Annotated in this window: 25 protein-coding genes; all 25 read left to right on the plus strand. The window is 66.7% G+C overall.

Annotated features, from left to right (window positions below; genetic code table 11):
- Positions 1-7 precede the first annotated feature (7 nt).
- The 25 genes from AC06E9_RS07995 to AC06E9_RS08115 all read left to right on the plus strand — a co-directional run bounded on the left by AC06E9_RS07995 (position 8) and on the right by AC06E9_RS08115 (position 23,638).
- Positions 8-1,222, plus strand: a complete 1,215-nt coding sequence (locus AC06E9_RS07995; protein WP_152150772.1) for a flagellin — start codon at positions 8-10, stop codon at positions 1,220-1,222.
- A gap of 81 nt (positions 1,223-1,303) precedes the next feature.
- A complete protein-coding gene (locus AC06E9_RS08000; RefSeq protein WP_152150770.1) occupies positions 1,304-2,527 on the plus strand; it encodes a flagellin in 1,224 nt (407 codons plus the stop codon).
- Positions 2,528-2,979: 452 nt separating this feature from the next.
- The gene (gene fliD / locus AC06E9_RS08005; protein WP_121036753.1) at positions 2,980-4,362 is read left to right on the plus strand and encodes a flagellar filament capping protein FliD; all 1,383 of its coding nucleotides are present in this window, start codon (positions 2,980-2,982) and stop codon (positions 4,360-4,362) included.
- A gap of 128 nt (positions 4,363-4,490) precedes the next feature.
- Positions 4,491-4,907 (plus strand): flagellar export chaperone FliS, encoded by a 417-nt coding sequence (gene fliS / locus AC06E9_RS08010; protein ID WP_121036752.1) that lies wholly within the window; start codon positions 4,491-4,493, stop codon positions 4,905-4,907.
- On the plus strand, positions 4,904-5,200 hold the full coding sequence (locus AC06E9_RS08015) for a hypothetical protein (RefSeq protein WP_461769788.1): 297 nt from the start codon (positions 4,904-4,906) through the stop codon (positions 5,198-5,200). Before fliS ends, AC06E9_RS08015 begins: the two co-directional genes overlap by 4 nt.
- Positions 5,197-5,778, plus strand: a complete 582-nt coding sequence (locus AC06E9_RS08020) for a PilZ domain-containing protein (RefSeq protein ID WP_121036750.1) — start codon at positions 5,197-5,199, stop codon at positions 5,776-5,778. The genes AC06E9_RS08015 and AC06E9_RS08020 overlap by 4 nt, the downstream gene beginning before the upstream one ends.
- Positions 5,779-5,865: 87 nt before the next feature.
- Positions 5,866-6,498, plus strand: coding sequence for a response regulator (locus AC06E9_RS08025; protein ID WP_121036749.1), 633 nt, complete (start codon positions 5,866-5,868; stop codon positions 6,496-6,498).
- Positions 6,499-6,762: 264 nt separating this feature from the next.
- The gene (gene rpoN / locus AC06E9_RS08030; RefSeq protein WP_461769787.1) at positions 6,763-8,175 is read left to right on the plus strand and encodes an RNA polymerase factor sigma-54; all 1,413 of its coding nucleotides are present in this window, start codon (positions 6,763-6,765) and stop codon (positions 8,173-8,175) included.
- A 14-nt stretch (positions 8,176-8,189) separates the two neighbouring features.
- On the plus strand, positions 8,190-8,567 hold the full coding sequence (locus AC06E9_RS08035; protein ID WP_026070040.1) for a response regulator: 378 nt from the start codon (positions 8,190-8,192) through the stop codon (positions 8,565-8,567).
- A complete protein-coding gene (locus AC06E9_RS08040) occupies positions 8,564-10,060 on the plus strand; it encodes a sigma-54 dependent transcriptional regulator (protein WP_478055860.1) in 1,497 nt (498 codons plus the stop codon). The genes AC06E9_RS08035 and AC06E9_RS08040 overlap by 4 nt, the downstream gene beginning before the upstream one ends.
- A gap of 295 nt (positions 10,061-10,355) precedes the next feature.
- Positions 10,356-10,718 carry a flagellar hook-basal body complex protein FliE gene (gene fliE, locus AC06E9_RS08045; protein WP_121036746.1) on the plus strand — a complete coding sequence of 121 codons (363 nt, stop codon included), beginning with the start codon at positions 10,356-10,358 and terminating at the stop codon, positions 10,716-10,718.
- A gap of 12 nt (positions 10,719-10,730) precedes the next feature.
- Positions 10,731-12,371 (plus strand): flagellar basal-body MS-ring/collar protein FliF, encoded by a 1,641-nt coding sequence (gene fliF, locus AC06E9_RS08050; protein ID WP_478055861.1) that lies wholly within the window; start codon positions 10,731-10,733, stop codon positions 12,369-12,371.
- A 13-nt stretch (positions 12,372-12,384) separates the two neighbouring features.
- Positions 12,385-13,371, plus strand: a complete 987-nt coding sequence (gene fliG, locus AC06E9_RS08055) for a flagellar motor switch protein FliG (RefSeq protein ID WP_026070041.1) — start codon at positions 12,385-12,387, stop codon at positions 13,369-13,371.
- Positions 13,368-14,003, plus strand: a complete 636-nt coding sequence (locus AC06E9_RS08060; RefSeq protein WP_282259446.1) for a FliH/SctL family protein — start codon at positions 13,368-13,370, stop codon at positions 14,001-14,003. The genes fliG and AC06E9_RS08060 overlap by 4 nt, the downstream gene beginning before the upstream one ends.
- Positions 14,000-15,379, plus strand: coding sequence for a FliI/YscN family ATPase (locus AC06E9_RS08065; protein WP_121036743.1), 1,380 nt, complete (start codon positions 14,000-14,002; stop codon positions 15,377-15,379). Before AC06E9_RS08060 ends, AC06E9_RS08065 begins: the two co-directional genes overlap by 4 nt.
- 3 nt (positions 15,380-15,382) lie before the next feature.
- Positions 15,383-15,841: a flagellar export protein FliJ gene (gene fliJ / locus AC06E9_RS08070; RefSeq protein WP_478055862.1), complete on the plus strand. Its 459-nt coding sequence runs from the start codon at positions 15,383-15,385 to the stop codon at positions 15,839-15,841.
- Positions 15,841-17,007 (plus strand): flagellar hook-length control protein FliK, encoded by a 1,167-nt coding sequence (locus tag AC06E9_RS08075; protein ID WP_478055927.1) that lies wholly within the window; start codon positions 15,841-15,843, stop codon positions 17,005-17,007. Before fliJ ends, AC06E9_RS08075 begins: the two co-directional genes overlap by 1 nt.
- 116 nt (positions 17,008-17,123) lie before the next feature.
- Positions 17,124-17,642 (plus strand): flagellar basal body-associated FliL family protein, encoded by a 519-nt coding sequence (locus AC06E9_RS08080; RefSeq protein ID WP_121036740.1) that lies wholly within the window; start codon positions 17,124-17,126, stop codon positions 17,640-17,642.
- A gap of 8 nt (positions 17,643-17,650) precedes the next feature.
- Positions 17,651-18,658: a flagellar motor switch protein FliM gene (gene fliM, locus AC06E9_RS08085; RefSeq protein ID WP_121036739.1), complete on the plus strand. Its 1,008-nt coding sequence runs from the start codon at positions 17,651-17,653 to the stop codon at positions 18,656-18,658.
- Positions 18,655-18,993: a flagellar motor switch protein FliN gene (fliN, locus tag AC06E9_RS08090; RefSeq protein WP_121036738.1), complete on the plus strand. Its 339-nt coding sequence runs from the start codon at positions 18,655-18,657 to the stop codon at positions 18,991-18,993. The genes fliM and fliN overlap by 4 nt, the downstream gene beginning before the upstream one ends.
- Complete coding sequence (gene fliO / locus AC06E9_RS08095) at positions 18,990-19,391, plus strand: flagellar biosynthetic protein FliO (protein ID WP_121036737.1); 402 nt, start codon at positions 18,990-18,992, stop codon at positions 19,389-19,391. The genes fliN and fliO overlap by 4 nt, the downstream gene beginning before the upstream one ends.
- 2 nt (positions 19,392-19,393) lie before the next feature.
- Entirely contained in the window at positions 19,394-20,176 is a 783-nt protein-coding gene (gene fliP, locus AC06E9_RS08100) for a flagellar type III secretion system pore protein FliP (RefSeq protein WP_121036736.1), read from the plus strand.
- A gap of 39 nt (positions 20,177-20,215) precedes the next feature.
- Entirely contained in the window at positions 20,216-20,485 is a 270-nt protein-coding gene (locus tag AC06E9_RS08105) for a flagellar biosynthetic protein FliQ (RefSeq protein WP_019184809.1), read from the plus strand.
- A 10-nt stretch (positions 20,486-20,495) separates the two neighbouring features.
- Entirely contained in the window at positions 20,496-21,287 is a 792-nt protein-coding gene (fliR, locus tag AC06E9_RS08110) for a flagellar biosynthetic protein FliR (RefSeq protein ID WP_121036735.1), read from the plus strand.
- Between the two features lie 206 nt (positions 21,288-21,493).
- Entirely contained in the window at positions 21,494-23,638 is a 2,145-nt protein-coding gene (locus AC06E9_RS08115; RefSeq protein ID WP_461770316.1) for a putative bifunctional diguanylate cyclase/phosphodiesterase, read from the plus strand.
- The last annotated feature ends 8 nt before the right edge of the window (positions 23,639-23,646 follow it).

Below are 23,646 nucleotides of genomic sequence, written 5' to 3' on the forward strand. Positions count from 1 at the left end.
CTTCCTCATGGCACAAGTCATCAACACCAACACGATGTCGTTGAATGCTCAGCGTAACCTGAGCACCAGCGGCAGCTCCCTGGCCACCACCATCCAGCGCCTGTCGTCGGGTTCGCGCATCAACAGCGCCAAGGACGACGCGGCTGGTCTGGCGATCTCCGAGCGTTTCGGCACCCAGATCCGCGGCACCGATGTGGCCATCCGCAATGCCAACGACGGCATCTCGCTGGCCCAGGTCGCCGAAGGTTCGCTGAGCGAAATCGGCAACAACCTGCAGCGCGTCCGTGAACTGGCCGTGCAGTCGTCCAACGCCACCAATTCCGCCAGCGACCGCAAGGCCCTGCAGGCAGAAGTCACCCAGCTGGTCAGCGAAATCGACCGCGTGGCCAAGCAGTCGGACTTCAACGGCACCAAGCTGCTCGACGGTTCGTTCTCCAGCCAGCTGTTCCAGGTCGGCGCCAATGCTGGTCAGGCCATTGCCATCGATAAGGTGGTGGACGCCAAGGCGAACGCTTTGGGAGGAACGACCTTCGCTACCGGCGGCACCCTTAAGGTGGACGGCGCCACGCTGGACAGCGGAACGATTGCATCAATGAAGGTCGGAAAGATTGACCTTGGTGAAGTTAAGTTCGATTTTGTTGACCCGGCCGGTGATGCCACCATCCAGGCGTCGAACGCAGCCAACGCTGTCAAGGCGATCACGGCAGCTATCAATAGCAAAATCGGTGAGACCGGCCTGCATGCCGCGCCGACAGTTGATGAGGCAACTGGAGCTGTAACCGCAGGGTCGATTACCCTCACCTCAGTCAAGGCGGACAACAAAGCGACTGACATCGCTGTGACAGCTGGTGCCACCACGCCCGACGGCCTGACTCTGAATACAGATGCCGCCAATGGGACCGCCGCATCGCACCTGTCCGATCTCAAAATCGACACCGTTGCCGGTGCCCAGCAGGCTCTCGAGATCGTTGACAGTGCACTGGGCTCGATCAACAGCACCCGCGCTGACCTCGGCGCCATCCAGAACCGCTTTACCTCGGTGGTGGCCAACCTGCAGACCTCGACCGAAAACCTGTCCGCGTCGCGTAGCCGCATCAAGGACACGGATTTCGCCAAGGAAACCGCAGAGCTGACCCGCACCCAGATCCTGCAGCAGGCCGGTACGGCCATGCTGGCCCAGGCCAACCAGGTGCCGCAGAACGTGCTCAGCCTGCTGCGCTAAGCCGCACTCCAAACACCTGCGCCGAGAGATTCGCCGCAGGTGTAACGATCGATTCACGATCCACCGCCAAAGGAAACCACCATGGCACAAGTCATCAACACCAACACGATGTCGTTGAATGCTCAGCGCAACCTGAGTACCAGCGGCAGCTCCCTGGCCACCACCATCCAGCGCCTGTCGTCGGGTTCGCGCATCAACAGCGCAAAGGACGACGCCGCCGGCCTGGCGATCTCCGAGCGTTTCGGCACCCAGATCCGTGGTACCGATGTAGCCATCCGCAATGCCAACGACGGCATTTCGCTGGCCCAGGTCGCCGAAGGTTCGCTGAGCGAAATCGGCAACAACCTGCAGCGCGTCCGTGAACTGGCCGTGCAGTCGTCCAACGCCACCAACTCCGCCAGCGACCGCAAGGCGCTGCAGGCAGAAGTGACGCAGCTGGTCAGCGAAATCGACCGCGTTGCCAAGCAGTCTGACTTCAACGGCACCAAGCTGCTTGACGGATCGTTCTCCAGCCAGTTGTTCCAGGTCGGTGCCAATGCAGGACAAGCAATCGCCATCGATAAGGTGATCAATGCAAAGTCCGACTCACTGGGCACAACCACGTTCGCGACGGCTGGCACGATCACCCTTGCCGACGCAGACGCAAGCCTGGGAACGGGCAAGATTGCAGGCGCGACCGTAGGTGACGTCAAGCTGGGCGACATCAGCTTTGACGTCGTCAAAGCTGCGACCGCGGACGCGGCGGACGTTGCTGCGGCTCTGGCATCGACGAAAGAGAACGCTGTCAAGTCGATCTCCGCCGCAATCAACGCGAAAATCGGCGAAACGGGTCTGCACGCGGCTGCAAGCGTGGATGAAACAACGGGCAATGTCGTCGCCGGCAAGATCACCTTGTCGTCCGTAAAGGCAGACGTCGACGTGGCAAAGCTGAAGGTGTCCGGCGTTGTTGCTGATGCCAACATCGCCCAGGTTGCGGAAGGCACCGCCGCTTCGCACCTTTCAGACCTGCGCGTTGATACCGTCGTTGGGGCACAGCAGGCTCTGGAAATCGTCGACAAGGCATTGGGTGCCATCAACAGCACCCGTGCAGACCTCGGCGCCATCCAGAACCGCTTCACCTCGGTGGTGGCCAACCTGCAGACCTCGACCGAAAACCTGTCCGCGTCGCGTAGCCGCATCAAGGACACGGATTTCGCCAAGGAAACCGCAGAGCTGACCCGCACCCAGATCCTGCAGCAGGCCGGTACGGCCATGCTGGCCCAGGCCAACCAGGTGCCGCAGAACGTGCTCAGCCTGCTGCGCTGATCCACGGCTGCATCGTCCCGCCGCCGGCCCCGGCCGGCGGCGCGGGCAACCCGAGGCATCGCAAAGCACGCGCAGGAACGGGCCATGGCCATGGACCGGACTCTCTCCCGGTCGCCACATCGTCGTGGCCATGGCCCGCCCCTGCGGCAGAACTGTTATCAGCGCTGTTTGTTTGACTGAACACCCCGGGTGGCTTCGTCTCCCCCCGCTTTTCAGTAGCCTGACCCCTCCTCTGCATTGGAGGAGGGTTTTTTACAGACCACCTATCAGAGGCGCGGACCGCCGCCCCTGCCCCAGGGCTCCTGCAACCGGCGTGCCAAACCCGCCCTTGCCCTGGCTGGCACAACTCCTGCATCAACGTGGTTCTAAAGACCCGGCGGCTACGGCCGCTACTTTCGTTGATGGCATCGCCCTGCAACTTCACGGCAGCGGCTACAAACAGGAGATACAACGTGGCGGACTTCGGTTACGGCGGCATCGGTTCAGGACTGGATATTTCCGGCATGGTCAGCAGCCTGGTGGCGGCCGATCGCAAGCCGGCGGACAACGCACTGAACCTGCAGCAGTCCAAGGCCAAGATGCAGCTCTCGGCGATCGGCACGGTCAAATCCGCGTTCGACACGCTGAATACGGCACTGAAGGCACTGAAGGCCAATACGGCGTTCGACGCACGCACGTTCACAGCCAGCAAAGCCGGTACCGACGAGATCTTGACGGTCAGCGGCACCAACTCCGCTGCGGCTGGCACGCACCTGATCAATGTGGAAAAGCTTGCTACCGCACACAAGCTGATTTCGGACACCGCGATACCGAAGACAGACACCTTCGGCGCCGGAACCCTGACGCTCACCGTAGGCGTCGGCGACAAGCAGAAGACGCTGGACATCAACGTCGAAGCCGACGACACGCTCAGCTCGATCCGGACGAAGATCGAGAAAGCCGGCCGCGCCTCGGGCGTACAGGCCACGCTCATCGCGTCGGGCGATAACCAGATTCTGTCCCTCTCGCAGGAGAAGTCGGGCGCCGCCAACGCCATTACGCTGACTGCCTCACCAGGCAACACCAAGCTGGCCGACCTCGCTGCCAGCCTGAAGGAGCGTACACCGGCCGCAGACGCCAAGCTGACCATCGACGGCGTGGCCATCACCAGCAGCGAAAACACCGTCACTGACGTGGTGCCCGGCCTCACCCTGAACCTGAAGAAGGAAGGCGAAAGCACCGTCACCATCACCACCGACGTTGCCGCGGCACGCAAGGTGATGCAGGACTTCGTCACGGCGTACAACGGCGCCATCGCGGCAATCAACACCGCGACCAAGTACGACATCGAGAACAAGGAGCCCTCCTCGCTGACCGGCGATGCGCAGATGCGCGGCGCCTCCAGCCAGCTGCGCAGCATGATGGGCGGCATTCTCAAGGACCTCTCGGCCGCCGGCCTGGATCCCAAGAAGATCGGTCTGCAGACCCGTGCCTATCCCAACGCTGATGGCAGCCTGGTGCTGGATACCGCAAAGTTCGACGCGGCCCTGGTCAACCAGGGCGGCGCCGTGCGTGAGGCGTTCACCGGCGATGACGGTGCGGCAGCGAAGTTGTTTGCGATGGTGGATGGCTACGTCAGCACCACCGTCGGCAAGGAAGGCGCGTTCGTTTCGCGCACCAAGAGCATCAACACCACGCTGACCGATATCGACAAGCGCCGCAAGGCGCTGGATGTCCGCATGGAAGGCGTGTCCGAACGTTACAAAAAGCAGTTCCTCGCGCTCGATGCCCTGATGAGCAAGATGAGCCAGACCATGAGCAGCCTCACCTCGCAGCTCTCCCAGCTCAGCGGCTGATGCATGCCGGCCGCGGACTCAAGTTGAACCGGTCCGCGGCCGATATCACTGGCAGGACACCCCGCAGGCTCCACCCGGTGCCGACGATGTCGCGAACCTCGCGGCCCCGCATGAAGGAGACATGATTGATGTACGGTTCCAACCGTCAATTCACCGAGCAGTACCGCAAGGTCGGCGTGCAGAGTTCGGTTACCGATGCCGACCCGCACAAGCTGGTCGCGTTGCTGCTGGCCGGTGCCTGCGAACGCCTTCGGCTTGCCCTGGCCTGCATGGAACGCGGCGACCAGGCACGCAAAGGCAAGGCGATCGGCGAGGTCTGCGCGATCGTCGGCCACCTCAATGGCTCGCTGGACCATGAGGCCGGCGGCGAGATCGCCGGCAACCTGTCCTCGCTGTATGACTACGTGATGCAACGGTTGACCGAAGCCAATCTGCACAACGATCCGGCCGCATTGTCCGAAGCCCTTGAACTGCTGGGCGAGATCGATGCGGCCTGGAATGCCATCCCGCAGCAGCAGCGCCAGACCGCGCAGGTCGCCCCGTGACCTCGCTTGGCGCGCTGAACGCCCGTCTGGATGCGCTGGAAACCGCGCTGCACGCCGAGAACTTCGACGAAGCGGGCCTGCAGCTGGATGCGCTCGACGCGGCCCAGCGTGACTACCTGGCGGGACCCTCTGCCGGCTTCGATGTTCCTGGCCTGTCCTCGCTGCAGGCACGCCAGCAGCGCATCATGCTGTTCATGATGCGGCAGCGCGAAGATGCCAGCCGGCACATCCACAACGGCCACCAGTCCCTTCGCGCCGCGCAGGCGTACCTGACCGCAGAATCCCTGTCATGACCGAGCTTCGCACCAGCGCCATCCATCACCCGGCCGAAAGCGAGCTGTTCGATGAGACGCTGAGCTGCGAACTGGCGCTGCCGGCCGAATACCGCATCGGCAGCGCGGTGATCCGCCCCGGCACCGCCGAAACCCTGCTGCGCAGTGTGGCGCTGGTTGAAGACGCCCGCGGCGACGACGGCCATGACGACCGCAGCGATGCCACCCTGCAGGTGCAGCGGCTGGAGGCCAAGCTGGATCTGGTCATGGTGCTGCTGGGCCGGCTGGTGCGGCAAAGCAGCCAGGACCTGCCGCTGCGCCCCCTGCGCTGGTCGCGCCGTGGCATCCGCCTGGAACAGGGCGCGCGCAGTGGCGCCGCACCGGGCAGCATGGGCGTGATCCGCCTGCAGCCCTGCGACTGGCTGCCCGACCACATCGACCTGCCCGTGGTGATCGTGGCCGAGGCCGCCAATGGCGCCGGCGCGCATTACCTGTGGCTGCGTTTTGAAGGGCTCAGCGATGCGCTGGAGATGGCCCTGGAGCGGCATCTGTTCCGCCTGCACCGCCGCCAGATCGCCGAAGCACGACGATTGCGCTGACCGTACGCTCGCGACTGTGACGCATTCGGCTTGGCGGTGGGCCTTCACTCCGTTAAGGTGACGGCCTCCCCGCTCCCCTAGCAGCCTGTGCGCGTTCTCATCGTCGATGATCACACCCTGGTCCGTGCCGGCCTCAGCCGCCTGCTGCAGGGCTTTGCCGACGTCGAGGTCATCGCCGAGGCCAGCAACGCCGAACAGGCGCTGCAACTGAGCGTGCAGCATTCCCCGGACGTCGTCCTGATGGACCTGTCCCTGCCGGGCCGCACCGGCCTGGAAGCCCTGAGCGACATCCTGCTGCGTACGCCCGGCTCGCGCGTGGTGATGATGACCATGCACGACGACGCGGTGCACGTGCGTGATGCGCTGGACCGGGGCGCGGTCGGTTTCGTGGTCAAGGATGCCGCCCCGCAGGAGCTCGAACTGGCGCTGCGCGCCGCGCATGCCGGCCAGGTGTTCCTGAGCCCGCAGATCTCGGCCAAGATGCTTGCCCCGATGCTGGGCAGGGAAAAGCCGGTGGGCGTGGCAGCCCTCTCGCCGCGGCAGCGCGAGATCCTGCGCCAGATCGGCAAGGGCGAGAGCAACAAGGAAATCGCCGCGGACCTGGGCATCAGCGTCAAGACGGTGGAGACCCATCGCGCCCGCATGATGGAGTCGCTGGGCTGCCGCCGTGCCAATGATCTGGTGCTGCTCGCCGCCCGTCACCAGCACGAGCTGGAGTGATCTGCGCCGGTTCTCCGGCACACAGGCCTTGCCCGCCGCGCATGGCGACGGATTTTTGAAGCCCGACCCGACGGGTGGGCACGGAAGGACAAGGTCTCGCCCCCGGACACCCGTCAAAATACCGCGCCGATGTAGGGGTTCCCCCTACACGCTGTCAGGGATTTGACGACCCGACTCAGGAACCCCCTGATTCCCGGCGTACGGGAAGAGAAGCAAGATGTGTTCCATAACGCACCGGGGAGTCGGTGCGAACGGGACATCACTTTGAAAGCCTCCATGTCGACCCAGATGGGTCAGCAGCTTCACCTCACCCCGCAACTGCTGCAGTCGATCCGGCTGCTCCAGCTCGACGGCATGCAGCTGGAGCTGGAAATCCGCCGCGCGCTTGAGACCAACCCGCTGCTCGAGATTGAAGAAGCCCCGGAGCCGGCGGCCGCCGAGACTGCCGAAGCCACCACCACCCAGGACGTGGCCGCCTTCGACGAACTGCCCGAAAGCACTATGTGGGATGTGGCCGGTGCCGGTTGGCAGGACGGTGACGATGACCGCATGCAGCGCGTGGCGGCCGGGGAATCCTCCGATCCGCAGCTGCGTGCCCTGCAGCGCCTGGCGATGGAGCTGGATGACCGCGAACTGGCCGTGGCCGGTTTCTGGCTGGAGCACTGCGACGACGCCGGCTATCTGGATGCCCCGCTTGCCCAGCTGACCCTGCTCGCCAGTGCGCGCTGCGATGTGGACGCTGCCGGTGTCGAAGCGGTCCGCCAGCAGATCCTGCACGGCGATCCAATCGGCCTCGCCGCGCAGGACCTGTACGAATGCCTGAGCGTGCAGCTGCGCGCCCTGCCCGGCCGCGTGCCGGCCCGCCACCTCGCCCAGCGTGTGCTCGACGACGGCCTGACCGCGCTGGCCGCACACGATTACCCGGCCCTGGCCCAGCAGCTGGACGCCGAGGTCGCCGACATCCATGAGGCCGTCCGGCTGATCCTGTCGCTGCAGCCGCGCCCGGGCGAGAGCCTGTTGCCGGACAGCAATGGCGTGGTGATTCCGGACGTGGTCGCCTGGCATGCCGATGGCCAGTGGCGCGTCGCGCTGAATCCAGCCACCAGCCGCCGCCTCAGCATCAACCCGCAGTACGAACAGGCTCTGGCCGAGACCAGCGAAGCTGCACAGCCACTGCGCGACATGCTGCAGGAAGCGCGCTGGCTGACCCGCGGCCTGTCGATGCGTTACGACACCCTGCTGCGCACGGCGCGCGTGATCATCGAACGCCAGGCCGGCTTCCTGACCCGTGGCGAAGAAGCCATGGCGCCGCTCACCCTGAAGGAAGTGGCCGACGAGATCGGCATGCACGAGTCCACCGTTTCGCGCATCACCACCGGCAAGTACCTGCAGACCCCGCGCGGCACGCTGGAGCTGAAGCACTTCTTCGCGGTGCGCCTGGAAGGTGCCAGCGTCTCCGGCCAGGCCGTCAAGGCCATGGTGCGCCGTCTCATCGAATCCGAACCGGCGGCGCGCCCGCTCGCCGATGAAGCCATCGCCGGCCTGCTTTCGCGCCAAGGGGTGAACATCGCCCGCCGTACCGTTGCAAAATACCGCGAACAACTGGACATCGCCCCGGCGCGCGAACGCCGCCGCAGCCATGCCAGCACCCCGCACCTCCTGGCCCGGGTGGGCTGAAGGAAATGGAAGACATGAACAAGCTCACCGTCCTGCTGGTCGACGACCACGAGGGTTTCATCAACGCCGCCATGCGCCACTTCCGCAAGGTCGATTGGCTCGATGTGATCGGCAGCGCCGCCAATGGCCTGGAAGCGATCGAACGCTCCGAGTCGCTGCGCCCGAAGGTGGTGCTGATGGATCTGGCCATGCCGGAGATGGGCGGCCTGCAGGCGACCCGCCTGATCAAATCCCAGGATGACGCGCCGTACATCGTCATCGCCAGCCACTTCGATGACGCCGAACACCGCGAGCATGCCCTGCGCGCCGGGGCCGACAACTTCGTCAGCAAGCTGTCCTACATCCAGGAAGTGATGCCGATCCTGGAAGGCCTGAAGGGGAACGGATCATGAGCGAATCACGCATCCTGGTACTGGACAACGACGCCGTCCGCGCCGAGCGCACCGTCGCCCTGCTGGAGTTCATGGATTTCAACCCGCGCTGGGTGGCCGATGCCAACGATTTCGAAATCACCCGCCACCGCCCGAACGACTGGATGGCCGCGATCATCGGTGGGCTGGACACTTCCGAGCGCAGCGACGCGCTGTTTGCCTGGCTGGGCAAGGGTGCCCTGCCCCCGCCGGTGATGCTGATCGACGGCGACACCACTGCCTTCGCCCAGCAGTTCGGCCTGCACGAGGCCAATGTGTGGCCATTGGAAGCGCCGCTGCGCCACGCGCAGATGGAAGGCCTGCTGCGCCGTGCCAGCCTCAAGCGCCTGGATGCCGAGCACCAGGCCGGCGCCGTGCAGGACCAGGGGCCAACCGGCGATGGCGCGGCCGTCACCCAGCTGCGCCGGATGATCGAGCAGGTCGCCGCGTTCGACACTACCGTGCTGGTGCTGGGCGAATCGGGCACCGGCAAGGAAGTGGTCTCGCGCTCGATCCACCAGCGCTCGCCGCGCCGCGATGGCCCGTTCGTGGCGATCAACTGCGGCGCCATTCCGGCCGACCTGCTGGAAAGCGAATTGTTCGGTCACGAAAAGGGCGCCTTCACCGGCGCACTGAGCGCCCGCAAGGGTCGTTTCGAAATGGCCGAGGGCGGCACCCTGCTGCTGGATGAAATCGGCGACATGAGCCTGCCGATGCAGGTCAAGCTGCTGCGCGTGCTGCAGGAGCGCAGCTTCGAGCGTGTCGGTGGCAACCAGACCATCCGCTGCAACGTGCGCGTGATCGCCGCCACCCATCGCGATCTCGAATCGCGCATCGCCGACGGCAAGTTCCGCGAGGATCTGTTCTATCGCCTCAACGTGTTCCCGATCGATGTGCCGGCCCTGCGCGAGCGCAGCGAAGACCTGCCTGCACTGGTCACCACCATCGCCGGCCAGCTGGCCCGTACCGGGCGTGGCGAAGTGCGCTTCACCGGCGAAGCGCTGCAGGCCTTGGCCGCCTACGAGTGGCCCGGCAACGTGCGCGAGCTGACCAACCTGGTCGAGCGCCTCGCCGTGCTGCACCCCAGTGGCAACGTGCGCGTGCAGGACCTGCCGGCCCGCTACCGCGGTGACTTCGCTGCCGCCGCGCCGGTGACCGTCGCTGCGCCAGCCGCCGTGGCCGACGAACGCCTGGACCTGCGCAGCTTCTCCTTCCACACCCCGGGCGCCCAGAGCACCCCGGCCCTGGACAACGGCATCGGTCCCGTCAGCCGCGCGCCGGCCCTGCCCGACGATGGCCTGGACCTGCGCAACCACATGGCCAACATCGAGTTGAACCTGATCAACGAAGCGCTGGAACGCACCCAGGGCGTCGTCGCCCACGCCGCCCAGCTGCTCGGCCTGCGCCGCACCACCCTGGTGGAAAAGCTGCGCAAGTACGGCATCGAACGCGACCAGACCGAACTGGCTGGCTGAGCCGATCAACACATGGAAACCAGACGCCCGGGCATGTCCCGGGCTTTTTTGTGGTTCTGCTCGCACGTATCGCGCAACCTCCGCCGGTTTTCCGGCGTCGACTCTCCGGCACGCCAGCGCGTCACACCGCCGCTCGGCCGCTCCCCGGCGCCTCACGAACATCACGGCCGCGCCTGCAGGCGCCGCTGAATACGCAAACCCGCGCCACCCCTACAAAACTGAACCACTCATCCGTTTCGGCACAGCACTTGCAACGTATTCCCGTGTAACCCACCCCTGCTTCGGAACGTTCCAGATGTCGCACTCCGTCACCTCGATCCTTTCTCAGATCCGCACCTTCCAGACCCAGATGGGCCAGCCCACCGTCAGCCCGCTGACGGAGGTGCCGCGCAGCAATGCCATCCAGGGCCTGGTATCCCCCCAGGAGATCCAGGGCCCCAGCTTCACCGAAACCCTGCGGGGCGCCATCGCCGGCGTCAACGATGCGCAACAGAAATCCGGCGCCCTGGCCAAGTCCTTCGAACTGGGTGAACCCGGTGCGGACCTGGCCAAGGTCATGGTCGCCTCGCAGCAGTCCCAGATCGCCTTCCGCGCCACCGTGGAAGTCCGTAACCGTCTCGTCCAGGCTTATCAGGACGTGATGAACATGCCGCTGTAAGGATAGAAACGCATGGCCCTGTCGCTCTCCAAAGAATCGCTGAACACCGAAAAGGCTGGGCAGTGGTTCGACCGGCTGCAAAGCCTGCAGATCACCCGTCGGCTCGGCCTGATGGCGATGATCGCCGTGGCCGTGGCGGCAGGGCTGTTCGTGTTCTTCTGGTCGCAGAAGCCGGGCATGGTGCCCCTGTACACCGGTCTGGACCAGAAGGCCACGGCCGAGGCCACCGACCTGCTGCGCGCGGCACAGATTCCCTTCCAGCTGGATCCCGCCACCGGCGGCATCACCGTGCCGGAAAAAAACCTGCACGATGCCCGCCTGAAGCTGGCCGGCTCCGGCCTGACCGACAGCGGCCGCCTGGGCTTTGAACTGATGGAGCGTGACCCCGGCTTCGGCGTCAGCCAGTTCATGGAAAACGCCCGCTACCAGCACTCGCTGGAAACCGAGCTTTCCCGCACCATCAACACGCTGCGCCCGGTCCGCGATTCGCGCGTGCATCTGGCCATTCCCAAGCCCAGCGCCTTCACCCGCCAGCGTGACGTGGCCAGCGCCTCGGTGGTGCTGGAGCTGCGCGGTGGCCAGCAGCTTGAACGCGGCCAGATCGATGCGATCGTGCACATGGTCGCGGCCAGCATTCCGGACCTGGCGCCCGAGCGCGTCACCGTGGTCGACCAGAGCGGGCGCATGCTCAGCGTCTCCGACCCGAACAGCGAAGCGGCCATGAACGCCGCGCAGTTCGAGCAGGTGCGCCGCCAGGAAACCTCGTTCAACCAGCGCATCCGCGAGCTGCTCGAGCCGATGACCGGTCCCGGCCGCGTCAACCCGGAAGTCAGCGTGGACATGGACTTCTCGGTGATGGAAGAAGCCCGTGAGCTCTACAACGGCGAGCCGCAGAAGCTGCGCAGCGAGCAGATGAGCGAAAACAGCAGCAACGTGCCCGGCCCGCAGGGCGTGCCCGGCGCGGCCAGCAATACCCCGCCCGGCCCGGCGGCCGCGCCGGCCACGGCGCAGGCGCCGACGGAATCCTCCAAGAACGCGACCCGCAACTACGAGCTGGACCGCACCCTGCAGCACACCCGCCAGCCGGCCGGCCGCATCAAGCGCGTCTCGGTGGCGGTACTGGTGGACAACGTGCCGCGCGCCGGTGCCAACGGCAAGATGGCCGACCAGGCCCTCTCGGCGGCCGAGCTGACCCGCATCGAAGCGCTGGTCAAGCAGGCGGTCGGCTTCGATGCCGAGCGTGGCGACACGGTCTCAGTCATGAATGCCCCGTTCGTGCGCGAAGTCACCCCGGTCGAAGGGCCGAAGTGGTGGGAGTTGCCGCAGGTGCAGGACGCATTGCGTCTGCTGCTCGGCGCGATCGTGGTGCTGGCCCTGGTGTTCGGTGTGCTGCGCCCGGCGCTGCGCTCGATCACCGGCCAGTCCAAGTCCAACGATGACGAGCTGGAACCCCATAGTGCCGATGTGCAGCTGGTCGACGATGGCGAAGGGCTGCCGGCGATCGGCAGCGAGCGCCTGCACGCGGCCGGACATGAACCGCTGGCGCTGCCGGTGGACTCTTACGAGGAACGACTGCGCATGGCGCGTGAAGCTGTAAAGACCGATTCCAAGCGCGTGGCCCAGGTGGTCAAGGGCTGGGTGGCCAATGATTGATGCACCTCCCCCGCTGACCGGCGTTCAGCGCGCCGCCGTCCTGCTGCTTTCGCTGGGTGAACTGGATGCGGCCGAAGTGCTGCGCCACATGGAGCCCAAGGAAGTCCAGAAGATCGGCATCGCCATGGCGACCATGACCGACATCACCCGCGAGCAGGTCGAGCGGGTCATGGACCAGTTCGGCAGCGAGCTGGGCTCCAAGACCTCGCTGGGCGTGGGCTCGGACGACTACATCCGCAACATGCTGGTGCAGGCGCTGGGCACCGAAAAAGCCGGCAGCCTGATCGACCGCATCCTGCTGGGGCGCAACACCACCGGCCTGGACGCGCTGAAGTGGATGGATCCGCGTGCCGTGGCCGACCTGGTGCGCAACGAGCACCCGCAGATCATCGCCATCGTGATGGCGCACCTGGAAACCGACCAGGCCGCCGACGCGCTCAAGCTGCTGCCCGAACGCACCCGCGTGGACGTGCTGCTGCGTATCGCCACGCTGGATGGCATTCCGCCGAACGCGCTCAATGAGCTCAACGAGATCATGGAGCGCCAGTTCGCCGGCAACCAGAACCTGAAGTCATCCAACGTGGGCGGCGTGCAGTGTGCGGCCAACATCCTGAACTTCATGGACAGCGGCCAGGATCAGGCGATCCTCGGTGAGATCGCCCGCATCGATGCCCCGCTGAGCGGCCGCATCCAGGACCTGATGTTCGTGTTCGACGATCTGGTGGACCTGGACGACCGCGAACTGCAGCTGGTGCTGCGCGAAGTCAGCGGCGAGCGCCTCGGCCTGGCCCTGCGCGGCGCCGACATCAAGGTGCGCGACAAGATCACCCGCAACATGTCCCAGCGTGCCGCTGAAATCCTGCTCGAAGACATGGAGGCCCGCGGCCCGGTGCGCCTGTCCGATGTGGAAGTGGCGCAGCGCGAGATCCTGGCGATCGTCAAGCGGATGGCCGATGAAGGCACCGTCACCATTGGCGGCAACGCGGAGGCCATGCTGTGAACAACGCCGTGCGCTGGCTTGCCCCGGACCTGCTGGCGGTGCCCGAGCCGCCGCCGGAACAGCAGTTCGAACTCACCGAACCGGATCCGGACCACGAGCCGGAACCGCTGCTGCAGCTGCCGACCCTGGAAGAAATCCAGGCGATCCAGGACAACGCCGAGAAAGACGGCTTTGATCACGGTCACGCCGAAGGCCTGGCCCAGGGCCAAGCGGAAGTGCGCCGGCTGATCGCCCAGATCGAAGGCATCCTGGACAACTTCAGCCGGCCACTGGTGCGGCTGGAGAACGAGGTGGTCGCCGCACTGGGCGAGCTGGCGGTGCGGGTGGCCGGCAACCTGGTCGGGCGTGCCTACGAGGCCGAACCGGAACTGCTGGCGCAGCTGGTCAACGAGGCCCTGGATGCCGTCGGTGGCGCGAGCCGCGACGTGGAAGTCCGCCTGCATCCGGACGACATCGCTGCGCTGGCGCCGGTGCTCAACCTGGCCCCGAACCAGCGCCTGACGCCGGATCTGAGCCTGAGCCGCGGCGACCTGCGCGTGCATGCCGAGGCCGTGCGCATCGACGGCACGCTCGACGCTCGCCTGCGCGGCGCCCTGGATGCGGTCATCCGCAAAGCCGGAACCACCCCATGAACACCGAGACCCTGCCCCCGCCCGCCGATTGGACTGCCGCACGCAACCTGCGGCTGGCTTCGCGGCTGGACAACATCCGCCCCGATACCGCCCATGGCCGCGGCCTGATCCGCGAAGGCGTGCTGCGCCGTGCGGTCGGCCTGACGCTGGAAGCAGTCGGCTGTGAAGCGCCGATGGGCGCCAGCTGCAAGGTCGAAGTGGCCGACGGTGGCTGGGTCGATGCCGAAGTGGTCGGCTTCGCCGGCGAACGCACCTACCTGATGCCCAGCGCCGAACTGCACGGCCTGCTGCCCAATGCGCGGGTGGTGCCCTCGCTCGGCCGGGGCGGTGTGGAAGTGGGCGAAGGCCTGCTCGGGCGCGTGATCGACAGCGACGGCGTGCCGCTGGATGGCAAGGGCCCGATCCGCGCCGAAGGTACCGTCGGCATGGCCGGCGTCTCGATCAACCCGCTCGCACGCGAGCCGATCACCCAGCCGCTGGACGTGGGCGTGCGCGCGATCAACGCCCTGCTGCCGATCGGCCGTGGCCAACGTGTCGGCCTGTTCGCAGGCTCCGGTGTCGGTAAATCGACCCTGCTGGGCATGATGACCCGCTACACCGCCGCCGATGTCATCGTGGTCGGCCTGATCGGCGAGCGTGGCCGCGAAGTCCGCGATTTCGTGGAAAGCACGCTGGGCGAAGAAGGCCTGCGCCGCGCCGTGGTGGTGGCCAGCCCGGCCGACCGCCCGCCCTTGGCCCGCCTGCACGGTGCCTACCGCGCGACCGCGATCGCCGAGTGGTTCCGCGACCAGGGCTTGAACGTCCTGCTGCTGATGGATTCGCTGACCCGCTTCGCGCAGGCCCAGCGCGAAATCGGCCTGTCGGTCGGTGAGCCGCCGACCACGCGCGGCTATCCGCCGTCCGTGTTCGCCAAGCTGCCGGCCCTGGTCGAGCGCGCCGGCAACGGCGCCAAGGGCCGCGGCTCGATCACCGCGTTCTACACCGTGCTGACCGAAGGCGATGATCCGCAGGATCCGATCGCCGATGCCGCACGCGCGATTCTTGACGGCCACATCCTGCTCTCGCGCCGCGTCGCCGACAGCGGTCTGTACCCGGCCATCGACGTGGAATCCTCGGTCAGCCGCGTGGTCACGGAAATCGCCGACGAGCCCTGGCGGCTGCGCATCCGCAAGCTCAAGCGGCTGGTCTCGGCGTATTCGTCCAACCGCGACCTGATCGCGATCGGTGCGTATCAGCGCGGCAACGACCCGGCGACCGACGAGGCGCTCGAGCGCTGGTCGGACATTGTTGAATTCCTCGGCCAGGACGTCGGCAAAGCCGCCGACCTGCCGCACAGTCAGGCCGCCCTCAAGCGGCTGGTGGAACCAGAGAGTTAAGCCATGATCCAATCCAAGCGCTTCGACCCCTTGCTGAAACGAGCCCAGGACCACGAAGACGAGGTCGCCCGCGACCTGGCCGAGCGCCAGCGTGCGCTCGACACGCATGTGTCGCGCCTGGATGAGCTGCGCCGTTATGCCGAGGAGTACGCCGGTGCCCAGATGTCGGCCACCAGCCCGGCCCAGCTGATGAACCGCCGCGCCTTCCTGGATCGCCTGGACAGTGCGGTCGCCCAGCAGCGCCAGACCGTGGACAACAACCGCGAGAAGGTGGACGCCGAGCGCGCCCGCCTGTTGCTGGCCAGCCGTGACAAGCAGGTGCTGGAACAACTCGCCGCCAGCTACCGCGCGCAGGAGAAGGTGGTCACCGACCGCCGCGACCAGCGCGAGATGGACGACCTCGGCGCCCGCCGCTCGCGCCAGGCGCAGCGCGAAGACAGCGAGACCGGAGGCACCCCGTGATGCCCCCCGCCCTGCTCGGCGGCGCCGCATCCGCACAGAATGCGGGCGGCACCTCGGCCAGCCCCCGCGCGGACAGCGCCAGCGGCACCGACCGTCGGGACTTTGACGCGCTGCTCAAGCCGGGCAATGAGGCACCGCGCAACGACACGCCGCGCAGGTCGGGCAGCAGCCGCGATGCGGCCAAGAGCACCACCACTACCACCACTCCGCCCGGCCAGGACAAGGACGCAGCGACGCGCCCCTCCACGCCCGGCGCCAAGAAGGCCGACGACAAGGTCGCCACCACCGATGCCACTGCCACAGCACCGGCCACGGCGGAGAAGCCGGCCGCCGAACCGGCCGACGACACCGAAGCCGCATGGCCACCGCTGGGGCTGGCCGGGCTGGCATTGAACGGTCTGCCGGTACCGGCGCCCCCGCCGGTCACGCCCGTCACACCCGTGGCGACCGGTGCCGCCGCGGGCGCCAATGCGGCCCTGCCGGCCTTGGCCACCGCAGCCCCGGACGCCAACACCACCACCCCGGCGCTGGCCGCCGCGCCATCCACCGACGGCAGCATCGCCCTGCCCGCCTTGGCCACCGACGCCGCGCCGGCCGACGATGCCCCGCTGCTCAAGACCTTCTCGGACGCCTTGAACGCGGCCACCAACGACGGCCCCGATGCCCCTGCCAGCCCGCTGCTGCATGCGCTGCAGGGCATGACCGAGGCCAAGCCCACGGTGGCCAGCCTGTTCACCGGCTCGCCTACCGCCACCCCGCACCTGGGGGGTGAGGATTTCGACGATGCCGTCGGCGCGCGCGTCGGTTGGCTGGCGGACCAGAAGATCGGCCACGCCCACATCAAGATCACCCCGAACGACCTCGGTCCGATCGAGGTGCGCCTGCAGCTGGACGGCGACAAGGTCCATGCGACCTTCACCAGCGCCCACGCCGACGTGCGCCACGCACTGGAAAGCAGCCTGCCGCGCCTGCGCGACCTGCTTGGCGAGCAGGGCTTCCAGCTTGGCAATGCCGATGTAGGCCACGAGCAGAACGCGCCCGATGGCGGACGTGGCGATGGCCGCGGAGGAATGAACGGCGACGACGGAGAACCGGCGCTGGCCGACACCACGCTGTCGCCTTCGCAGTTGATCCGCCAGCGCGGCCTGGTCGACGCCTACGCGTGATCGCACGCGGCGGCGCGGGCCCAACCGCGCCGCCAGAAACCCGACACGCGTCATCTTCAGCATTCAGGCACGACCTTTGCATGTAGGCAGGAAGCAATCCTCTGGAGCTTCCCCTCGTGGCCGCAGCCGCCGATAAAACCAAAAAATCCGCCGACAAGGACAAGACCGCCAAGCCGCGCAGTCCGCTCCTGGTCACCGCCCTGGTCGCGGTGCTCGCCGCTGGCGCCGCCGGCGGCGGGGTCTGGTACTTCACCCAGTCCAAGCACGATGACAAGGCCGCCAAGCCGGCCGCCAGCAAATCCGCGGTGCCTGCCCCGGCCCAGTACTTCGGCCTTGAGCCACCGTTCGTGGTCAACCTCAACAGCAGCTTCGACGGCCCGCGCTACCTGCAGGTCGAAGTGCAGCTGATGAGCCGCGACCCGGCCGCGATGGAGGCGATCAAGCTGCATGCGCCGGCCATCCGCGCCAAGCTGCTGATGCTGTTCTCCCAGGTCGAGCCGAGCGACATCGCCGACCGCGCCGGCAAAGAGCGCCTGCAGGCCAGTTCGCTGGCTGAAGTGCAGAAGCTGCTCAAGGCCGAGACCGGCAAGCCCGGTGCCGACGAATTGCTGTTCACCAGTTTCGTGACCCAGTAAGGGCGACCATGAATGACCTGCTTTCCCAGGACGAGATCGATGCCCTGCTGCATGGCGTGGACTCCGGTGCGGTCGAGACCGACATCGATGCGCCCACGCCCGGCGAGGCGCGCTCGTACGATTTCGCCAGTCAGGACCGCATCATCCGCGGCCGCATGCCGACCCTGGAAATGGTCAATGAGCGCTTCGCGCGCCTGTGGCGCATCGGCCTGTTCAACCTGATCCGCCGCTCGGCCGAGCTCTCCGTGCGGGGCATCGAGCTGATCAAGTTCAACGACTACATGCACTCGCTGTACGTGCCGACCAACCTCAACCTGATCCGCTTCAAGCCGCTGCGCGGGACCGGGCTGATCGTGTTCGAGCCGACGCTGGTGTTCGCGATCGTGGACAACTTCTTCGGCGGTGATGGGCGCTACCCGACCCGCATCGAAGGCCGCGAGTTCACCGCCACCGAGATGCGCGTGATTCACCTGCTGCTCAAGCAGACCTTCGCCGATCTGCAGGAAGCCTGGGCGCCGGTGATGGATGTGGAGCTGGAGTACATCAACTCCGAGATCAATCCGCACTTCGCCAACATCGTGACGCCGCGCGAGTACGTGGTGGTGTGCCGCCTGCATGTCGAGCTTGACGGGGGTGGCGGCGACATCCACGTCACCCTGCCCTACTCGATGCTCGAGCCGATCCGCGAGCTGCTTGACGCGGGCATCCAGAGCGACCGCAACGACCGCGACGCCAGCTGGGGCGTGATGCTGCGCGAGCAACTCAACATCGCCGAGGTCACGCTCTCCACCGTCCTGGCCACCAAACGCATGAGCCTGCGCGACCTGACCAAGCTGAAGATCGGCGACGTGCTGCCCATCGAGCTGCCCAAGCAGGTGCCGGTGTGCGTGGAAAACGTGCCGGTGTTCACCGGCGAGTTCGGCGTCGCCAACGGCTTCAACGCGGTGAAGATCACCGCCACCCATCCCCCGGGCACCCGCCCACGCGTTCCCGTACTGCAGGAAGACCCGCAATGAACGATATCGAATCCAACGCGCCGGCACCGGCGCAGTTCACCCAGCTGCAGTCCGATGACACCACGGTCGGCGACGAGCTCAACCTGGATGTGATCCTGGATGTGCCAGTGACGCTGTCGCTGGAAGTGGGCCGCGCCCGCCTGCCGATCCGCAACCTGCTGCAGCTCAACCAGGGCTCGGTGGTGGAACTGGAGCGCGGTGCCGGCGAATCGCTTGACGTGTTCGTCAACGGCACCCTGATCGCCCATGGCGAGGTGGTGGTGATCAACGACCGCTTCGGCGTGCGCCTGACCGACGTGGTCAGCCCGAGCGAACGGATCCGGAGACTGCGTTGAGTGCCGGGCTGCTGATCGCGGCCGGCGCCTCGACCGTCAAGGTCGGCCAGCATGCCGCCGCTGCACCGGGCATGTTCGGTGCGGTGCTGGCACTGCTCGGCGTGCTGGCGTTGATCATCGGGCTGGGCTGGCTGCTCAAGCGCATGCCCGGCAGCGGCTTCCGCCCGGCCGAAGGGCTGCGCGTGGTCGCCAGCCTGACCGTCGGCGCGAAAGAGCGCGTGGTGGTGGTCGAGGTCAATGGCACCCAGCTGCTGCTGGGTGTCACTGCCGGCGGCATCAACACGTTGCATCAGCTGCCCGAACCCCTGCCGGCCCCGACGCCGGCGCGCCTTCCCGATTTCAAACACCTCCCGAATTTCGCCCAGCTGCTGCAACAGCGGCTGCGCAAGGAACCCTGACCATGCGTGGCCCCCGTACTTCCTGGACCCGATACCTGCCGCTGTTGCTCACTGCCCTGCTGTGCGCGCTGCCGGCCCTGGCCTGGGCCGCACCCGGCGTACCTGGTGTGCCGGCGCTGCCGGATGTGAATGTCGGCAAGATCGGCGGGCAGCCGGTCAGCCTGCCGCTGCAGACGTTGCTGCTGATGACGGCGATCACCCTGATTCCGTCGATGCTGCTGGTGCTGACCGCGTTCACCCGCATCATCATCGTGCTGGGCCTGCTGCGCCAGGCGCTGGGCACCGGCCAGACCCCGTCCAACCAGGTGCTGCTCGGCCTGGCGCTGTTCCTCACCGCGATGGTGATGCTGCCGGTGTGGCAGAAGGCGTGGGGCAGCGGCATGGCGCCGTACCTCAATGGCGAGATCGATTTCCAGACCGCCTGGACCCTGACTACCCAGCCGCTGCGCGCCTTCATGCTGGCGCAGATCCGCGAGACCGATCTGATGACCTTTGCCGGTATGGCCGGCCACGGCACCTACGACAGCCCGGATGCCATCCCGTTCCCGATCCTGGTCGCCTCGTTCGTCACCAGCGAGCTCAAGACCGCCTTCGAAATCGGCTTCCTGATCTTCATTCCGTTCGTGATCATCGATCTGGTCGTGGCCAGCGTACTGATGTCGATGGGCATGATGATGCTCTCGCCGATGCTGGTCTCCGCCCCGTTCAAGATCCTGTTGTTCGTGCTGGTGGATGGCTGGGTTCTGGTGGTGGGCACGTTGGCCGCCAGCTTCAATGCGGTCTGACCGCCCCGCCCTGTTGATCGATACGGACCCGAGACTGACATGACGCCCGAACTTGCCCTGACCGAACTGCGTGGTGGCCTGATCACCGTGCTGTGGGTTGCCGGCCCGCTGCTGCTCACCGTGCTGATCGTCGGCGTGGTGGTCGGCGTGGTCCAGGCCGCGACCCAGCTCAATGAGCCCACCATCGCCTTCGTCGCCAAGGCCGCGGCATTGACCGTGGTGCTGTTCGCGCTCGGCAGCCTGCTGATCGGCCACCTGGTCGAATACACCACGCTGCTGTTCCAGCGCATTCCACATCTGATCGGCTGAGGCAGCCGCCGTGGATTCCGCGACCCAGATGGCCGCCGATGGCCTGCAGGCCTTCGGCATGATCGGCACGATCCTGTGGACCATGCTGCGGATCGGCGCGATGCTGATGGCCATGCCGCTGATCGGTACGCGCGCGGTGCCGTCACGGATCCGCGTGCTGCTTGCCGGCGCATTGGCGATCGCGCTGTCGCCGATGCTGCCGCCGGTGCCCGAATGGACCGGCTTCGATGCGGCTACGGTGCTGACCATTGCCCGCGAACTGGCGATCGGTGTCTCGATCGGCTTCGTGCTGCGCCTGGTCTTCGAGGCCGGTGCCATGGCTGGCGAGCTGGTCGCCCAGGGCACCGGCCTGGCCTTTGCACAGATGAGCGATCCGCTGCGCGGCGGCAGTTCCGGCGTGATCGGGCAGTGGTTCTATCTGCTGTTCGGCCTGCTGTTCTTCACCGTCAACGGCCACCTGGCGCTGATCTCGCTGTTGATGGACAGCTACAAGGCCTTGCCGATCGGCACCTCGCTGCCCGATCCGCAGGCGTTCCTGAGCATCGCCCCGACCTTCCTGCTGCAGGTGTTCCGTGGCGCGCTCACGCTGGCACTGCCGCTGACCGTGGCGATGCTCGCGATCAACCTGGCCTTCGGCGTGCTGGCCCGTGCAGCGCCTGCGTTGAACCCTATCCAGCTCGGCCTGCCGGTCGCGCTGTTGCTGGGGCTGTTCCTGCTGACCGTGCTGGCCGGTGAGATGGGCCCGCCCGTGCAACGCCTGTTCGATGCGGCGTTCGATGCCGCCGACAGCGTCAGTCGCTGACCCGGGACACGCGGCGGGACACCGCGTGCCGCCATGGGTTGGGGGCACCAACGCCACTTGCGGGGCACCGGGGGCCTGACGGTAGTCTTGACCGCTCGGCCGCACCTGCCTTTGCAACGCAATGACAAAATCTTCACCGTGTCTTTGCGGTGATGGCCGGGTGTCCTGTCGTATCGCTCAGATGTTGACCAGGGAGAGTGTCTTCCATGCTGATCGGCAGCTATACCCCGTGGTTGGTGGTGATTTCGTTTCTCGTCGCAGTACTGGCCTCCTTCACCGCACTGGATATGTCCAGCCGGGTGACGACCGCCACCACGCGCCGCACCACCTGGTTGTGGTTGGTCGGCGGCGGCTGCGCGATGGGGCTGGGCATCTGGTCGATGCACTTCATCGGCATGCTCGCCTTCCAGTTGCCGATCCCGCTCGGCTATGCGCTTGGCCTGACCACCGTCTCGCTGCTGGCCGCCATGGCCTCCTCCATCTTCGCGCTGTGGCTGGTCTCGCAGCCGACCCTGCCGCACGGGCGGCTGGCACTTGGCGCCGTGCTGATGGGCAGTGGCATCGCCTCGATGCATTACCTGGGCATGGCCGCGCTGCACATGCAGCCCGGGATCGACTACCACGCCGGCTGGGTGGCGCTGTCGCTGCTGATCGCAGTGGCGGCCTCGTGGACGGCCCTGTTCATTGCCTTCCGCCTGCGCAGCACCCACCGGCGCCTGCGCGACCGCGCCGCACCTGCACTGGTGCTGGGCACCGCGATCGTGGGCATGCATTACACCGGCATGGCCGCCGCCCGCTTTCCGGCGGGCAGCATCTGCGGTGCTGCGGCCGGTGATGGCCTGCAGGCGCAATGGCTGGCACTGGTGGTGCTGGCCCTGACCATCGCGATCCTGGCGGTGGTCTTGATCGTGTCCTGGCTGGACCAGCGCATGGAGGCGCAGCTGCTGCGGCTGCGCAATACCGACCTGAGCAGCTCGCTGGATGATGCGCAGGCGGAGTTGACCCAGGCCGCCTTGCACGACCCCCTGACCCGCCTGCCGAACCGCCGGCTGCTGCAGCAGCGCATCGAGCAGGCCCTGGCCGAGGCCGAACAGCGCGGCAGCCGCTTCGCGGTCATGTTCATGGATCTGGACGGCTTCAAGCAGGTCAACGATGCCTACGGCCACCAGACCGGCGATGCGCTGCTGGTGGCCGTCGCCGACCGCACCCGCAAGCTGCTGCGGCCGGCGGACATGCTGGCGCGGCTGGGCGGCGATGAGTTCGTGCTGGTGGTGCCGATCGAGAACGACGAGGACGTGGCGACACTGGCCAGTCGGCTCATCCAGACCGTCGGCAACGAGCCACTGCTGCCGCGCCACGACCTGCAGGTGACCGCCAGCATCGGCATCGCGATCTGCCCGGACCACGCCGCCAGCGAGCGCCAGCTGATGGCCTTCGCCGATGCGGCGATGTACCAGGCCAAGGAAGCCGGTCGCAACGCCTACGTGCTGTTTGCGGACTGGATGAATGACAGCGCCGAGCAGCAGTTCCAGCTGCTGGCCGACCTGCGCCGCGCCATCGGCAGCGAGCAGCTGTTCCTGCACTACCAGCCCAAGACCCGCGTCGCCGGGCAATCCATCAGCGGCGCCGAAGCGTTGATCCGCTGGCGGCATCCGCAACAGGGCCTGATTCCGCCGGACCGTTTCATCCGGCTGGCCGAGCGCAGTGGCGTGATCAACGAGATCGGGCGCTGGGCACTGGATGAAGCCTGCCGCCAGCTGCGCGTGTGGCACGACGCCGGGCATGACGGCTGGACGGTGTCGGTGAATCTCTCGCCGGTCCAGTTCGCCTCGCCCAACCTGCTGAAGGAAGTGCGCGAGGCGCTGCAGACCCATCGTATCGAGCCGCGCCGGCTGATCCTGGAGATCACCGAAAACACGGTGATGCGCGATACCGAGGCCAGCCTGACCCTGTTGCAGGCCATGGCGGCGTTGGGGGTGGGCATCTCCATCGATGACTTCGGTACCGGCTACTCCAGCCTGTTGTATCTCAAGCGCCTGCCCGCCACCGAGATCAAGATCGACCATGCGTTCGTGCGCGACCTGGAAAACAGCTCCGAGGATGTGGTGATCGTTTCGGCGATCGTGGCCCTGGGGCATGCGCTGGACATGGATATCGTCGCCGAGGGGGTCGAGACCGTCGGTCAGCGCGCCTACCTGGAACGGTTGGGCTGCGATTACCTGCAGGGCTATCTGCTGGGCAGACCGGTAGACGCCCAGCGCTTCATGCAGCTGCATGATCTGCCCCGCCCACGGGTGGAAGTGGCGGCGGGCTGGAAGGCGCAGGCGCGGCCAGGGGCCTCGGCCGGGTGATGCAGGGT

Source organism: Stenotrophomonas sp. Steno-Z10-BAI (assembly GCF_056393115.1).

Bases quoted from the DNA above. Each gene is read 5' to 3' on its own strand.
- AC06E9_RS08075 (WP_478055927.1), top strand. From the start codon at position 15,841: ATGCCCCCCGCCCTGCTCGGCGGCGCCGCATCCGCACAGAATGCGGGC.
- fliM (WP_121036739.1), top strand. From the start codon at position 17,651: ATGAATGACCTGCTTTCCCAGGACGAGATCGATGCCCTGCTGCATGGC.
- fliP (WP_121036736.1), top strand. From the start codon at position 19,394: ATGCGTGGCCCCCGTACTTCCTGGACCCGATACCTGCCGCTGTTGCTC.
- fliS (WP_121036752.1), top strand. From the start codon at position 4,491: ATGTACGGTTCCAACCGTCAATTCACCGAGCAGTACCGCAAGGTCGGC.
- AC06E9_RS07995 (WP_152150772.1), top strand. From the start codon at position 8: ATGGCACAAGTCATCAACACCAACACGATGTCGTTGAATGCTCAGCGT.
- AC06E9_RS08020 (WP_121036750.1), top strand. From the start codon at position 5,197: ATGACCGAGCTTCGCACCAGCGCCATCCATCACCCGGCCGAAAGCGAG.
- fliE (WP_121036746.1), top strand. From the start codon at position 10,356: ATGTCGCACTCCGTCACCTCGATCCTTTCTCAGATCCGCACCTTCCAG.
- AC06E9_RS08040 (WP_478055860.1), top strand. From the start codon at position 8,564: ATGAGCGAATCACGCATCCTGGTACTGGACAACGACGCCGTCCGCGCC.
- AC06E9_RS08115 (WP_461770316.1), top strand. From the start codon at position 21,494: ATGCTGATCGGCAGCTATACCCCGTGGTTGGTGGTGATTTCGTTTCTC.
- fliN (WP_121036738.1), top strand. From the start codon at position 18,655: ATGAACGATATCGAATCCAACGCGCCGGCACCGGCGCAGTTCACCCAG.
- AC06E9_RS08065 (WP_121036743.1), top strand. From the start codon at position 14,000: ATGAACACCGAGACCCTGCCCCCGCCCGCCGATTGGACTGCCGCACGC.
- AC06E9_RS08035 (WP_026070040.1), top strand. From the start codon at position 8,190: ATGAACAAGCTCACCGTCCTGCTGGTCGACGACCACGAGGGTTTCATC.
- AC06E9_RS08105 (WP_019184809.1), top strand. From the start codon at position 20,216: ATGACGCCCGAACTTGCCCTGACCGAACTGCGTGGTGGCCTGATCACC.
- fliJ (WP_478055862.1), top strand. From the start codon at position 15,383: ATGATCCAATCCAAGCGCTTCGACCCCTTGCTGAAACGAGCCCAGGAC.
- AC06E9_RS08000 (WP_152150770.1), top strand. From the start codon at position 1,304: ATGGCACAAGTCATCAACACCAACACGATGTCGTTGAATGCTCAGCGC.
- fliF (WP_478055861.1), top strand. From the start codon at position 10,731: ATGGCCCTGTCGCTCTCCAAAGAATCGCTGAACACCGAAAAGGCTGGG.